The sequence below is a fragment of the Prevotella sp. tf2-5 genome, assembly GCF_900115435.1.
GTDB lineage: Bacteria > Bacteroidota > Bacteroidia > Bacteroidales > Bacteroidaceae > Prevotella.
The window spans coordinates 161,422-175,659 of sequence record NZ_FOWK01000005.1 but is presented as its reverse complement, the minus strand read 5'-3'; the positions used below and the strand labels follow the sequence as shown (position 1 = coordinate 175,659).

Genomic DNA, 14,238 nt, shown 5'->3' with positions numbered 1-14,238 from the left:
GGGCTGCAAAAGTAGAGAAAAGTTTTGGTTACACCTTATATATATAGTAGTTTTTTGCTTTTATTAACGATTGAAGAATAGTTAAAAATAAAAAGCCTCTCTTAGAGAGGCTCTTCCTTTTATAGATTCATTTTTGATTTTCGATGATGGGTGATGAATCGTTCCACGGCATGACGGATGCTGAGGAGTCCGAACTCTTCGGGATGGATGTCTTGAATGGGAATCCATAGGCACGCTTCTGCATCGTCATCAGCATGTACAAGACAATCGTTAGGGACATGTACTAAATAGTCCATATCGATGGTGTGGACACCTAACCCACTATACATATAGACATTAGGACTAGAGAAGAGATATTCTATGTTATCAACTTCAAGACCAGTCTCCTCCTTAATCTCGCGGCGCATGCCCTCCTCTGCCGTCTCGTACATATCCACGAAACCACCTGGTAGATCAAGTGTCCCCTTAGCTGGCTCCTTAGCCCTGCGGACAACCAACATTTCCTCTTTGTCGTTGACAATAAAGGCTGCGGTAGCGGCACATGGGTTGGCATAATAGACGAAGCCACAGTCTTGACACTGTTTGCTCTTGAAGTTATTGATAACAAAATGCTTACTACCGCAAAGAGGGCAGTAAGCGAATTTCTCTAAGGGATGTTCCATTACCAATTGTCTGTCCTAAATGGGAAAAGGGGTAGGTTACCACCATTTTTCACATTACCAATTTGGAAATTCTTAAAACAGTAACGTACAGCAACAGGTTTCTTAACCTTAGGTGATGTGATGGCAATCCCTTCATTCCAATATCCGCCACCTGGTTTCCAGAAATGAGAGGCGGTGGCAGGATAAAACACTTTGTCCTCTCCGGCAATCTCAAAGCCTTCCATCTGCTCGAAGGGGGCGTCACACCAGTAATTGTCCTGTGTGTGGATGAGGATGGTATCACCTTTAACAGTCATATCCTTGTATGAGGAACTTTTATACTGAATGGTCTCATAACCGTAGTCACGATGCAGTGCCGTAAATGCAAGACGCTCACCGACCTGTTGTTTCTGAGCGGGGTGAATCTGGGAATATTCATAGGGATAGACGAGGTCGTTGGTGCATATCAGTGAACTGTTGGGAATAATCAAAGATGCCTTATATTGTTGTTCGCGCAACAAAGCTCCACTGATAGCGTTGGCATCACCGTTATCGTATGCCCAGGGAGCAATCTGAACAAAATAGAAGGGAATCTCTCCGAGCTTGAATTGACTGCGCCATTGTTCTACCAATAATTTCATACGCTGAGAATACTGGTCGCCAGGGTCACCAACATTTGAACACCCCTGATAATAGATGATACCCTTTACAGTACTGTTCAGAATGGGGTTAAAGGTGCCATTGCCCCATAGAAGCGAACGGTGGTAGTCCCATTCTGACCATTTCTTGCAAATCTCTACGGAGTCTGTGGGGTCGTTGGTATATTTCTCCAGATTCTCTTTCGTCAACCAGCTCTCTACACGTGAGCCGCCTTTGTTAGCTTCGATGATACCTACGGGGATATCAAGGGTACGATTGAGCAGACGAGCAAAGAAGTATCCAGTGGCAGAGAACTCACCAACTGTCTTAGGACAGCAGACACGCCACTCACACTGTGCGTCGTTAAGCGGTTTTGCTGCCATTACACTAGGAATCTTAATACTACGGACGCCCTTGGAGTTAACAGCATCCAGTACATGGTAGTTGTAATCCTTCACAGGACACATGCCGAAGCCCTTGACAGGCATCTCCATATTAGACTGACCAGCGCAAACCCAAACCTCGCCTGCGAGAACATTATTAATAGTAACCTCACCATCACCATCGTTGAAGGTAATACTCAGTGGGGTATAAGATGCTTTAGGCGACTTGACAGTCAACAGGAACTGTCCGTCCTTACCAACTTTCGCAGTACTTCTTTCCTGACTCCAGGAAGTTGTTGCTGTCACCGTACTGTTTGGTTTTGCCCAGCCCCAAAGACGGACGTCTGTTTGTTGTTGGATTACCATGTTGTCGCCAACAAGATGTGATAATTTCACTTTTGCCTGTACACTCCAGGTGAGTGAGGCAAGTGCAGCCAATGTTAGAATTCGTTTATACATCATTTAAAGTTTTTAGTCGTTAGATGATGCAAAGATAATGATTTTTTGTATCTTTGCAAGCATCAAAGATAAGAAATTATGAAAATACAGAAAACATTCTTGATTTGGGCATTGCTTTTTATTTCCTCTTTCACTTACGCACAGCAGGGTTTGGAAATGGATCTGTGGTCCTCTGCCCCTAAGACTTCCAATGGTGATCCTAACGATTTGGCAAAGGTAACGGTCTTCCTCCCCTCAAAAAATGTGGCAACAGGGCGTGCTGTCGTCATTTGTCCGGGTGGTGGCTATCAGCATCTTGCCTTTGAGAAGGAGGGAACGTCGTGGGCTCCTTTCTTTAACGCACAAGGGATAGCTGTTATCGTCTTGAAATACCGTATGCCACATGGGGTCTGGCAGGTTCCTCTTGAAGATGCGGAAGAGGCGATGCGTCTGGTGCGTAGGATGTCGGTAGCTTGGGACATCAACCCGAAAGAGGTAGGTATCATGGGATTCTCGGCAGGAGGGCATCTTGCTTCTACTGTCGCCACACATTCCTCAGGTGATGCCGCTCCAGATTTCCAAATCCTTTTCTATCCTGTCATTACAATGGAACAAGGTATTACCCACAAAGGTTCCCGTGAGAACCTGTTAGGAAAGAAACCCAAACGCAAGTTGATGAACCAATTCTGTAATGAGCAGCATGTCAGCGGCTCTACCCCTCGTGCTTTTATAGTACTTGCCCATGACGACAAAGCTGTGTCACCTTTAAACAGTATCAGTTACTACGAGGAGCTATGTCTGCATAAGGTACCAGCTACTATGCACATATATCCTTCTGGTGGTCATGGTTTTGGCAGCTTACAGTCGTTCCTTTACCATTATGAAATGATGTTGGAGCTAAAAGCGTGGTTGCGTAGCTTTTAGGGTTTTTCTGGTACGCAGTTGCGAATGACAATAGGAATCGTCTCGATATGGGACGATTCTTTTTTTATTGTGACCTTCACCATACAAGCCTTACTATTGATAGGCTTCTTCTGATCGAAGATGAAGTTGCCAATGGAATAATAAATAGGTTTTCCTTGGTATTGCTCGATGGTCTGCAAGGTATGGGTGTGATGACAGATAAGGGCATCTACACCCGCATCTATCAGTTGATGAGCCTGTTGGCGTTGCAAGGGAACAGGTCTTAGGGTATGCTCGCCACCCCAGTGGAGGGATACGATGATATAACAGCAAGGGTCTGTTTCTTTCAACTGTCGCACCCTTGTCTTTAATGAGTCAAGATCCTCATGGCTGACAGATGTCTTATCTGGCAGATAAGAAAAGTTTTCCAGAGGCATCTGCAAAGAAGTCAGCAGATAAACATTTCTGGGGGTTGAGGCTAACAGGACAGGCTGTGCCGCTTCCTGCATGTTGTCCCCAGCGCCTACCGGGATCATGCCAGTCTCTTGAATGTTCTTTTTTGTATCGGCAAGTCCGATTCTCCCTTGGTCGACACTATGGTTGTTGGCTAGATTCAAGTGGGTGATGCCGTGTGCTTTGAGGGTTTGTAGCCATTCTGGTTCCGCACGGAAGATATATTGTTTGAAGGCTGGTTGCCGGATCTTAGTAGCAGGGCATTCTAAATTGGCGACGACGAGATCGCTGCTTTGGAAGACAGAGTCCACAAAAGGTGAGAAAAGCTTATCGACACTGCGGTGTTCGACAAATTGCCGAACACCGCGGTCGAGTAATACGTCGCCAGTAAACGTGATGGAGAGTGAGTCACTCGCCAGCAGCATGGCGAAGAGCAGGCTATTTAACATCCTGAACTATAGAAAATATGCTCGTTATCCAGACTCTTTCCTCCCAAGGGTACGATGATCTCCTTCATCCAATTAGGAATACCCTTGTCTGGTTGTGTCTGCAATTCCTGTTGCCACTCCTCATCGGTCTTTCGTGGAGCAGCGATATCCTCCTGGAACTCGCGATACGAGAAGACGGCACCACGGGTGAGGTAGAGATAGCCATCCAGTTCAACGACCACGTAAATCTCATGGGCAGGACCCACAGCCTCGTATAACACAGACTTATCGGGGTTGTTATAGGAATTGGCAGTATAGACATCCGCAACGACGGAAATCTTCTTGTCAGCGCCATTCACATTGCTCCATCCCATTAAGAACTGGTCAGATTCTTTGATGAGGTTCAGGGTGATATTCTCAAAGGTGGAACCGATAGTCTCTATCTGACGGTATTCCTGTTCTGTCAGGTTTTTGCCAGCCAGTTCTTTCTTGCTGCAGTTCAACAGGAACTCAGCCTGTTCACGTAAGTCGGTGGCAGCTGTCGTTCCTTTTTCTGTGACGAGATCAAAGCGTCTCAACACATCCATCGTGGCATCGATGAGTTCGATGGCTTTTGTCCAATAGGCGATATTGGGCTCCACATAACCTTTCACATAAGGTTCGGGGGGACCACCGCCACCACACTCTGCTCCCATCGGCTGCTTGGCATATAAGATAGCATCGTGTTTTAGTTCTGCCCATGAGGCCAGGGCGGTATTCAGATTCTTCTTGTCCCATTGTGGTGACAACATGAATTTTGGATATTGTGCGTTCTTGCTGTTGACATCCTTCAAGGAAGCAATCCATTTGTTTGCCACCGTCTGGTTCCAGTCAATCTCCCCCATCCGCTTCTTCATCTGTTCCAGGTTACTGGTATATTTGTTCCATTTCTCCTGTTCTTTGAGCTCTTGGATAAGGATACGTTCAGCAGAGGAGATACCGATGGAGGCAAGAATATCAAGTCCTTTGGGTACGTCACGGAGTGTTGGCGTACTTTCATAATCGACCATTTCCTGTAATACCTCGCTGTCTGGCATATAACGTTGGGGCATCAAGCAAATCTTAAAGGGGCTGGAAGCCTGGAACTTAGGCTTGATGATAGACTGTTTCTTCGACAGCTCTTCCAACGCTTTGCGGATAGCATCGAACTTTTTCTTGTCATTGATGAGTTCACTGACAGTACTGCCGCTCTTCTGTATCTCCGCATAAACTTGTAGGATGCTGACATCATCGGGCATGCCCATCAGGTAGGTAATAGGCTCCGTTATGTCTTTGTACTGCTTTGTCAGTTGAGCATTGCCGCCAATGGTCTGAGCCAACAAAAGGGCTTGTTCTAGCTGATCGTCTTTGTCTGTTCCGAAGGGGGCGTTCTGCAGCCACATCATTGCACAGAAGTAGCGTTTCAGTGTTTCATTGCGGGTATAATGACCACGAGGACGGTAGATGTTGTAAATGAACATCGGCATGTTTCTGGCTTCTGTATAGCCAAGGAATTCTGAACTTGTTGTCTCAGAGGCATTCACATGATTGATTTCCTCTTTCACCAATTCTGAGAATGAGGCAGGCACAGGCAGCGATTTTCCCGTGTTCAGTTCATAAGCGATCGCATAGTAGGCAGCGTTATGTTCTGCGGCAGCCTTGATCTTCGCATCTGTGGTGGTAGAGGCAAGCTGCATCATCTGTTCGTAGTTCTGTTTCACGAAAAGAGTCACCATGGGTGAGAATTTCTGCTCTTCCGTCTCTTTCAACAGACAGTCAAAAAACATATGAAAAGCCTGGAGGTAGAGATCAGTGGTGACGAAACTGGGGAACTGTCGATAGTCGTTACGCTCGTAGATATGGAAGAGCTGGTCTTCTTCACCAGGAACAATGGCAAAGCCGTTTTTGCCAATGGCATTATAGAGTCGCTGGTCGAAGGATTCCAGTTGGAACGAGTTGATGATGTTCTCCATGTTAACCATCATCCCGGAAGGAGCCACGTTATTCTTGGTCTTCAAAAAATCCTCGCGTTTTTTCAACTTCTGGACGAAAGCCTGTTCGGCGGCAGTGTACTTGATAGGAGCTGCCTTTCCGTTTTCCTCTTTCCAAAAGCGGTCCTCCATTTTCTGAGTGTACCATGAGGTAGCTCCGAAGATACCACGTAGGTCACCGTTCATAAAACAATACCCCTGTCGTGCTGATACGGCATTGCGTAGAATACGTATCTCCGCAATCGAGAGATTGTCGACATTGATGTTAAGAGGCAATTTCTTGTTGAGTTGCTCCACGTCAATGTGTCCCTTTCCTGGAATGATGACAGGATGAGATTCCTGTGCGCTTACCTCCCAAGTGAAGGCAATCATCATCATTGTTAATAGTATTTTTTTCATAGGCAAAAAGGTTTATTTAGTCTTGATTGAAAACTTTCATGGCTTCTTCTTGACCGCTGTTCTTGGTGAGGAAACGTTCGAAACCCATACCGAAATGTGCCCAGCGGTATTCCGCCACCACATATCTCCCGTCTGTTGTGCGTTCCAGACCTCGTATCTTTCCGTCTGTAAAACGGAAGTCCTCCAGAATACCTCCTAACTGCGACCCCATCCATAGTGGACGTACCAGTCCGTGGTAATTCTTGAAGATAAAGATTCTCCGTCCCTTCTCTTGAAAGTAACGAGTGCTCTTCACTACACCCACCATCGCATCCACGTTCCCGTCACCATCCACATCACCCGTGCAGAATTGGTAGACGGGATAAGGAAGTTCCCAATGGTCGCAGGTAGAGTCCGTCTTCAGTGTCAGTACTGACAAGGTGTCGTTTTTCTGCTCCAGTGAGAATCCTCCTTTTGTCTGCCCATGAGTCGTAAGACTCAAAAGCCACACTCCAAGCAGTAGCAGTCTCTTAGCTCTCAATGTTCAATTTCTACAGCAGACTTTTGATTTCTGCCTCAATATCCTTCACCTGTCCACTACGCTTATAGAGCGAGTTGTCACGGGTGATCAGGAAATATTCAGGTAGTCCCTGAATGTTATAGGTAATCAGTGTCTCGGAATCCATACCTTGCGGGTCACGAACACAGATCCAGGGCAGTGCTGCCGTCTGTTGCTTCCAGAAGTGCTCATCAGCGTCAAGTGCCACCTGATAGATCTCCAATCCCTGTGCCTGATACTTATTGTAAAGCTCACGCAGCAACAGGATACGCTCGGGTGAGTTCTCCAGTCCGAAAAGGTGGAAATCGAGTAATACTACTTTTCCTTTCAGGTCTGTCAGATGACGTAGCTGTCCTTTGTTATCATAAAGGGCAATATCAATGAGTCCTGTGGTTGATATCTTGCTGACATCAATTCTTTTAGCGGCATTAGCCTCTGTGATGCGTACATTCTTCATACCTTCGATGGCGATGTTATGCAGGTTGGCACCACGTTCGGAATTAGGATGATAGGTGTCCCAGCTGGTAGCGACGGCGGCAAACACTTTGATGTCGTCCTTGTTGGAGCGGGGATTGAAGATCAGCATGTTTCCAATCGCCTGGAAAAGAGCGAAATAGGAGTAGGAACGGTTTGGCTCCTTGAGGATGTAGTTGTTTTTTACGTCCTGCTTATAGTCACTGATCATCTTCAGGATACTGTCGTTCGACTCGTCAATGCTGAGTGCGTCGTTCTGTGATATGGCAATGGCACGGTTCTGCAGGTCAATCTGTTTCAAAGTCAACTCTTTAATCTTCGCGCAGTCATCACTTCCGCTGACTTCATATTGAGTTGCCATCTGCGGATATTGTGCCTTGATCGTCACCGTCTCAGTAGAGTCGATACTCACATTGATAATCTGGTCGGCGATACGAAGGCGGTAGAACTCAGGAGCCTCGTTCTGGGGCTGTGCGAAGGCAAAGGCGCCGTCGTCACCAAGTTTCACAGAATCAAGGACATTGATATTCTCCAGTCCTACGTTCTCGAAGTAGAGCATGGAGTCCTTGGCATTGGTGATATTACCCTCTACATGGAATTTCTTCTCACTACATGATGCCATGCCTAACAGGACAATGGCAGCCATCAGATATTTTCTCATCTTTATATGTCTATTAATGAATTTGCCTACAAAGATACGATTAAGTGAGCAAAAAACCAAGAGAATCTTGATTTTTTCGAACATTATCCGTATCTTTGCACTCTGACAAATGAATAGGGAGTTTTTTCAAAAGGTAAAAGTGCTGACAGGTATTGAGCCAAAGGAGCTCATCAAGAGACAGTGGGACGTCCTCTTCGGAGGGGGGACGATTTTACGCCTGTGGGTATCACTCTCCCTGTTTCTGGTGACAACAGGTTGTTTTGCTCAAAATAATCAGAAGAGACAAGACATAGACTTCGACAGTCCTACCTTCGTGCCGACGGTAAAGGTAGGTAAAGTGCTGGAGAATGGTGACAGTATCCAGTATATGGAAATGAATAATGTCTATGTCTATCCCCCTATTTCGTTTAGTAGCAAGAAACAACAACAGGCATATAACCGTCTTGTCAAAAACGTAAAGATTGTTTTGCCCATTGCCAAGGAGGCACGAGCTATCATGATGGAGACGGCGGAGTTCCTTGAGACGTTGCCTGACCAGAAATCGAGGGATGCACACATGAAACTGGTGGAACGCAGTATCATGAAGGAATATAAGCCGAGAATGAAGAAACTGACTTATTCACAAGGGAAACTGCTCATCAAGTTGATTTATAGAGAGAGCAATTCTTCTGGTTATGAGTTGATACAGGCTTTCCTGGGACCAGTTCGTGCAGGCTTCTATCAGGCTTTCGCCTGGGCCTTTGGTGCCAGCCTGAAGAAAAAATATGACCCAGAGGGTATCGACCGCCTTACAGAACGTGTGGTTCTTATGGTGGAGGCAGGACAGATATAGTTGCTTATTGTCATGATTCTATGAAAAAAGTCACATACTAGATTAAACCATTCCAATGGGAATACGTCAAAAAGGGGTATGTGTAGAATTCTCATTTCCACCTTATTTATAATAATAGGGACAGTAACAGCCTTTGCGCAGGGATCCGTAAAAGGTAAAGTGTTAGACAAGCAGACCGATGAGGTCATGGAGTTTGTGAATGTGGTGGTCGAGACACCAGCGGGAAAATTGGTGAAAGGCGCCATTACGGATGTCGGAGGTCAGTTTTTTATCTCTGGTCTGAAAGACGGCACTTATCAGTTGCAGGTGTCTTTTGTGGGCTACAAGACGTTGACACGCCAGTTCACGATCTCAGCAAAGAATCGCCAGCAGCATTATAATGCGTTGTATATCTCCGAGGATGCCAAGGTGCTGGGAGAGGTACAAGTCACAGGTCAACGCTCACAAATGAAACTGGAAGTTGACCGTAAGGTGTTCTCCGTTGATCAGATCTTAGCGGCGGCAGGAGGTTCCGCAAGTGACCTACTGGAGAATATCCCCAGTGTGGAGGTGACGACGGATGGTGAGATCTCCCTCCGTGGAAACAGCAGTGTGGAGGTGTGGATCAATGGTAAGGCGAGCGGTCTGACGACAGATAACCGTGCGGAGATCCTGCAACAGATTCCCGCGGAGAGCATCGAGCGTATCGAGGTCATTGATAACCCTTCCGCGAAATATTCTCCAGAGGGCTCTGCCGGTATCATCAATATTGTGTTGAAACGTGACCGCAAGGGAGGCTATTATGGTTCCTTGCGTGCTGGTGCCAATATTCATGGAGGATGGAATACCAGTGGTAATATCAATTACTCCAGTGGTGTCTTTGACGCTTTTGCCAACCTCGGTTATCGCCGTCGTAGGAACAATGGGGGAAGTAAGAGTGAACAGCATTATAAACAAACCAATGAGTACCAGAACTATGAGAGTGACAACACCAACAAGGGAGGAGGACTTTTTGCCCGTCTGGGACTCACCTGGCATTTCACCAAGAATGACGACCTCTCTCTGGGTGGTATGACACTTCAGGGTAAACATGACAACCTTACGACGACTCCTTATCATTATGGTACCATCGGAGCCACAACGGACTCTTACCAGATGTTCCGTCGTAACAGTGGGGATGGCAAGATGCACATGTATCATGCGGAAATGGGATATGAGCACCGTTTCTCTGATACGCACAAGCTCACCGCCCATGCTGAGTATAACCGCTGGATGAGTGATAATGACAATATCTATCAGGACTCCGTCTGGTATGTTGATGTGCCCAATCATCATACCGCCTATACCTATCAGTACCGCCCCATGCATGTCCGTAACCGCTCATGGGAGGTGAAACTCGACTATGAGAACCAGATTTCAGAGCATTTCAAGTTGGAGGCTGGCTATAACGGACGCTGGTCGCACGAGAACACGCCACAGGAATCCTGGATGGCGGATAATTGGGAGGGTACTCATCTCATGGAGGACGAGTTGTACTACAACCGCTTTATATACTCGATGGACACCCATGCCCTCTATGCCACTGTCAACACCAAGATTGGTAAGTTGGGGGTCATGGCGGGACTGCGCGGGGAGTATTGGAAGGTGAACACCGAGAGTTATGACTATGCCCAGGAGCATGGTACTGCCGCGAAAGAAGCACCTTACAAGAAAGACTTCTTCAAGCTCTTCCCCTCGCTGTTCCTGAATTATGAGCTGACGGAGAGCGCACAGTTGCAACTGAACTATACCTATCGTCTGCGTCGTCCATGGGGAGGACAACTGAATTCTTTCCGTAATACCAGTGATGCCTCGATGGTGTCGTTCGGTAACCCGGAGCTCACACCGGAATACACCCATTCTATCTCCCTCAACTTCTTGAAGACATGGCAGGAGCATACGCTCAGTATTTCCACCTATTATCGTCCTACGACGGATGTCATGCAACGCATCCGTTATCAGAATGTTGACGATGGGATGATGTATATGACGACAATGAATCTCACCAAGCGACAGAGTCTGGGTGTCGAGCTGATTGGCAAGAACAAACTGTTCCGTATCCTCGACCTCACTACGACCGTTAATGGTTATTATAACAAGCTTGATGGATTTTCCTATGTGATTGACGGACAGACGGTCACTGGTGAGAGCGACAAGAGCTTCTCATGGGATGCCCGTATGCTGGCATCCCTCATCCTGCCTTATGATATCTCCCTGCAGCTGACGGGTAACTATCGTTCTCGTGGGGTCATCACACAGGGCTATCGCAAGCCTAATGCCTCCCTCGACCTCGGTTTCCGTAAGAACTTTTTCAATAAGACCATCGCTGTCGCTATCAACTGGCGTGATGTCTTCAATACACGTCATTGGGAGAACTATACCGAGAGTGAGACGTTCTGGCGTCACCAAAAGAACTGGCGTGACCCGAATGTCAATATCCAGGTCACTTGGAACTTCGGTAATATGAACAACCAGCGTCGTCGTGGCGAGCGGGAGGAACTGCAGCCGGGAAATGAGCAGCAACAGCCACAGAACGAACAACCTCAACAGAACCAGGGATATCAACCTGCAGGCGGAGAGGAGTAAAAAAACATGCTTACAAAACTAACCTTTTTGTAAGCATGTTTTGATAACCAGTATCAGGTGATGGAGCGTGTCAGCCATTTTCCGCAAAAGCAGCTTCCTCTGCCTCGGCAATGATCTCCTCACGGGTCTTCTCTTGGGGAGTGGCAGTGATGTCGTCAAGGGTAAACTCGTCGTTATCCTCTGCTGGAGACTGGGGGGCATCAGGAACGGGCTCTTGGGCTATTGTAAGGGGTTCCGCGATTTCCTCAGGAACACTGACGGGCTCTTCCTCCATCTTGGTACGCTCTCCCTTTGCCGCAAAGATGGCGTCAATGAACTGTGGCTCACGACGAAGACGCTGGAGCGTCTCCTTACAAGCTAGCTGCTGACTCTCTTTCTTGGAATAGCCCTTCCCGGAACTGCCTTCCACACCCTCAAGCAATATCTGGTAGACGAAGAAGGGACTGTTATGCTCATCAAGAGACTGTTCCAACTGTCGGAACTCAATATTAATGCGATTTTTCTGGCTCCATTCCAAGAGCTTGGACTTGAAATTGACCTCCTTATAAGCGACTTTGTCAATATTAATCAGTTGCGTAAGGATGCGTTTCTCCATAAATTTCATACAGGCACTATACCCACGGTCAAGATATATCGCACCGACCAATGCCTCAAAAGCATTGCCCCCCAGGTAGCTGTTATGCGATGTAGCCTGACCATCACGCATCACCATGTCGGTAATCCCCATCTCCTTGGCGAGTTTACCTAAGGTCTCACGCTGTACGAGTTTGGAACGGGCATTGGTAAGGAATCCTTCACGCTTGCCTTCAAAATGGCGGAACACGATGTCTCCCACCACGGCATCAAGAATCGCATCACCCAGGAACTCCAGTCGCTCGTTGTTCAGAGGACGTCCTTTGTTGTTACGCTTCTTGATGCTTTTGTGCATCAGCGCCTGCTTGTACAGGTCGATTTTGCGAGGATAGAATCCCAGTACACGGTATAAAGATGAATAAAGCTCCTTCTCCTTGCGGAAAGGGAGCCTTATTCTATCAAAGAAATTCGAGTTATTCAGCATACTTCTTGAATACTACACAGGCGTTGTGACCACCAAAACCGAAGGTGTTGGAAAGTCCTGCGCGAACCTCACGCTTCTGAGCCTTGTTAAAGGTGAAATTCAAGTTGTAGTCGATCTCCTCGTCCTTGTCGTCCTCCTCGTGGTTAATCGTGGGAGGAATGATGTCATTCTGCACAGCGAGTAGTGTTGCCATAGCCTCTACAGCACCAGCGGCACCCAGCAGGTGACCCGTCATGGACTTGGTAGAGGAGATGTTCAACTTATAAGCTGCGTCACCAAATACCTCCTTGATGGCTTTTGCCTCAGAGATATCACCAACGTGGGTGGAGGTACCATGAACATTGATGTAGTCAATATCCTCGGGCTTCATACCAGCATCCTCTAGGGCATTCTGCATCACCAGTTTGGCACCCAGTCCTTCTGGATGGGAAGCTGTGATGTGGTGGGCGTCGGCACTCATACCAGCACCAACCATCTCACCATAAATCTTCGCACCACGAGCCTTGGCATGCTCCAGTTCCTCCAGGATCAGACAGCCGGCGCCCTCACCCATGATGAAACCATCACGACTGGCACTGAACGGGCGACTTGCCTTCTCTGGCTCATCATTACGAGTGGACAGCGCATGCATGGCATTGAAACCACCCACACCAGTCTCACAGATAGCTGCCTCCGCACCACCGGCGACAATGACGTTTGCCTTACCCAGACGAATCAGGTTGAAGGCGTCAGCCAGTGCGTTGGAAGAAGAGGCACAGGCGGAGGAGGTGATATAGTTGGGACCATGGAAACCATACATAATCGAAATCTGACCTGCGGCGATGTCGGCGATCATCTTAGGGATGAAGAAGGGGTTGAACTTCGGTCCATCCTCACGATGAACACCATAATAAGACACCTCGTCCTCAAAAGTCTTAATACCACCGATACCGACGCCAAAGACAACGCCAATACGGTCTTTGTTCTCTGACTCCAGATCCATTGCACTGTCCTCTACTGCCTGTTTGGCGGCGATGATGGCAAGCTGGGTATAACGGTCCATCTTACGGGCTTCCTTGCGGTCGATAAAATCATTCACGTTCAAGTTCTTGACCTCACAGGCAAACTGTGTCTTGAACTTAGAAGCGTCGAAAAGGGTAATGGGGGCTGCGCCACTCTTACCTGCCAGCATGTTCTCCCAAGTCTCCTCAGGATTATTGCCAAGCGGTGTAACAGCACCAAGTCCAGTTACTACTACTCTTTTTAATTCCATAAATATAAAATTATAAAATTAAAAAATTGAAGAATTGAAAAATGAATTCAGGATGAAGCCCCGAACTTCAATTCTTCAATTCTTCAATCCTTCAATTCTAAATGAATTTATTTCGCGTTCTCCTCGATGTATGCGATAGCGTCGCCAACAGTACCAATCTTCTCGGCCTTGTCATCGGGAATAGAGATTCCGAACTCCTTCTCGAACTCCATGATAAGCTCAACAGTGTCCAGTGAATCTGCGCCAAGGTCGTTAGTGAAACTTGCCTCTGGCTTTACTTCTGCTTCGTCAACACCAAGTTTGTCTACGATAATAGCCTTTACTTTGCTTTCAATTTCTGACATAATCTTTTACTTTAAATGTTAATAAAATGATTCCTATTTAGATGTGTGCGACCACAAAATGTGGCTTAGCGGGTGCAAAGTAACGAATTTTTATTGACTTACGCAAATAAATTTAGTAAAAATACGCTAACTTTTGCACAAACCACCCTATGTTGTGCAATAAATAGTGTCGTAAAGGGCTCT

General features: G+C 47.0%; 12 protein-coding genes. 3 read left to right on the top strand and 9 right to left on the bottom strand.

What is annotated here, in order from left to right:
* Positions 1-119: 119 nt before the first annotated feature.
* Together BM257_RS07230 and BM257_RS07225 are read right to left on the bottom strand one after the other, a co-directional pair.
* On the bottom strand, positions 120-662 hold the full coding sequence (locus BM257_RS07230; protein ID WP_092070356.1) for an NUDIX hydrolase: 543 nt from the start codon (positions 660-662) through the stop codon (positions 120-122).
* Entirely contained in the window at positions 662-2,122 is a 1,461-nt protein-coding gene (locus BM257_RS07225) for a sialate O-acetylesterase (protein WP_092070556.1), read from the bottom strand. The genes BM257_RS07230 and BM257_RS07225 overlap by 1 nt, the downstream gene beginning before the upstream one ends.
* Before the next feature lie 78 nt (positions 2,123-2,200).
* Between BM257_RS07225 and BM257_RS07220 the strand changes: the two genes are divergently transcribed.
* Entirely contained in the window at positions 2,201-3,025 is an 825-nt protein-coding gene (locus BM257_RS07220; RefSeq protein WP_092070353.1) for an alpha/beta hydrolase, read from the top strand.
* On the opposite strand, the gene BM257_RS07215 is transcribed toward BM257_RS07220, so the two are convergent.
* From BM257_RS07215 to BM257_RS07200, 4 genes are read right to left on the bottom strand one after another with little or no spacing between them, the layout of a single operon-like run.
* Positions 3,022-3,906, bottom strand: coding sequence for a CapA family protein (locus BM257_RS07215; protein WP_092070350.1), 885 nt, complete (start codon positions 3,904-3,906; stop codon positions 3,022-3,024). The genes BM257_RS07220 and BM257_RS07215 overlap by 4 nt on opposite strands.
* Positions 3,900-6,293: a DUF3160 domain-containing protein gene (locus tag BM257_RS07210; protein ID WP_092070347.1), complete on the bottom strand. Its 2,394-nt coding sequence runs from the start codon at positions 6,291-6,293 to the stop codon at positions 3,900-3,902. The genes BM257_RS07215 and BM257_RS07210 overlap by 7 nt, the downstream gene beginning before the upstream one ends.
* A 16-nt stretch (positions 6,294-6,309) precedes the next feature.
* Positions 6,310-6,813: a hypothetical protein gene (locus BM257_RS07205; RefSeq protein WP_369821312.1), complete on the bottom strand. Its 504-nt coding sequence runs from the start codon at positions 6,811-6,813 to the stop codon at positions 6,310-6,312.
* Between the two features lie 10 nt (positions 6,814-6,823).
* A complete protein-coding gene (locus BM257_RS07200; RefSeq protein ID WP_092070344.1) occupies positions 6,824-7,966 on the bottom strand; it encodes a TlpA disulfide reductase family protein in 1,143 nt (380 codons plus the stop codon).
* 109 nt (positions 7,967-8,075) lie between these two features.
* Here BM257_RS07200 and BM257_RS07195 point away from each other — a divergent pair, with 109 nt between their 5' ends.
* Both BM257_RS07195 and BM257_RS07190 read left to right on the top strand, forming a co-directional pair.
* The gene (locus BM257_RS07195) at positions 8,076-8,798 is read left to right on the top strand and encodes a DUF4294 domain-containing protein (protein ID WP_092070341.1); all 723 of its coding nucleotides are present in this window, start codon (positions 8,076-8,078) and stop codon (positions 8,796-8,798) included.
* 78 nt (positions 8,799-8,876) lie between these two features.
* Positions 8,877-11,402 (top strand): TonB-dependent receptor, encoded by a 2,526-nt coding sequence (locus tag BM257_RS07190; protein ID WP_092070338.1) that lies wholly within the window; start codon positions 8,877-8,879, stop codon positions 11,400-11,402.
* A 70-nt stretch (positions 11,403-11,472) separates the two neighbouring features.
* Here the strand turns inward: BM257_RS07190 and rnc are convergent, their stop codons facing one another.
* The 3 genes from rnc to BM257_RS07175 all read right to left on the bottom strand — a co-directional run bounded on the left by rnc (position 11,473) and on the right by BM257_RS07175 (position 14,055).
* Positions 11,473-12,459 carry a ribonuclease III gene (rnc, locus tag BM257_RS07185; RefSeq protein ID WP_092070335.1) on the bottom strand — a complete coding sequence of 329 codons (987 nt, stop codon included), beginning with the start codon at positions 12,457-12,459 and terminating at the stop codon, positions 11,473-11,475.
* Positions 12,449-13,711, bottom strand: coding sequence for a beta-ketoacyl-ACP synthase II (gene fabF / locus BM257_RS07180; RefSeq protein ID WP_092070332.1), 1,263 nt, complete (start codon positions 13,709-13,711; stop codon positions 12,449-12,451). Before fabF ends, rnc begins: the two co-directional genes overlap by 11 nt.
* Positions 13,712-13,818: 107 nt before the next feature.
* Positions 13,819-14,055, bottom strand: coding sequence for an acyl carrier protein (locus BM257_RS07175; RefSeq protein WP_006947693.1), 237 nt, complete (start codon positions 14,053-14,055; stop codon positions 13,819-13,821).
* Positions 14,056-14,238 lie beyond the last annotated feature (183 nt).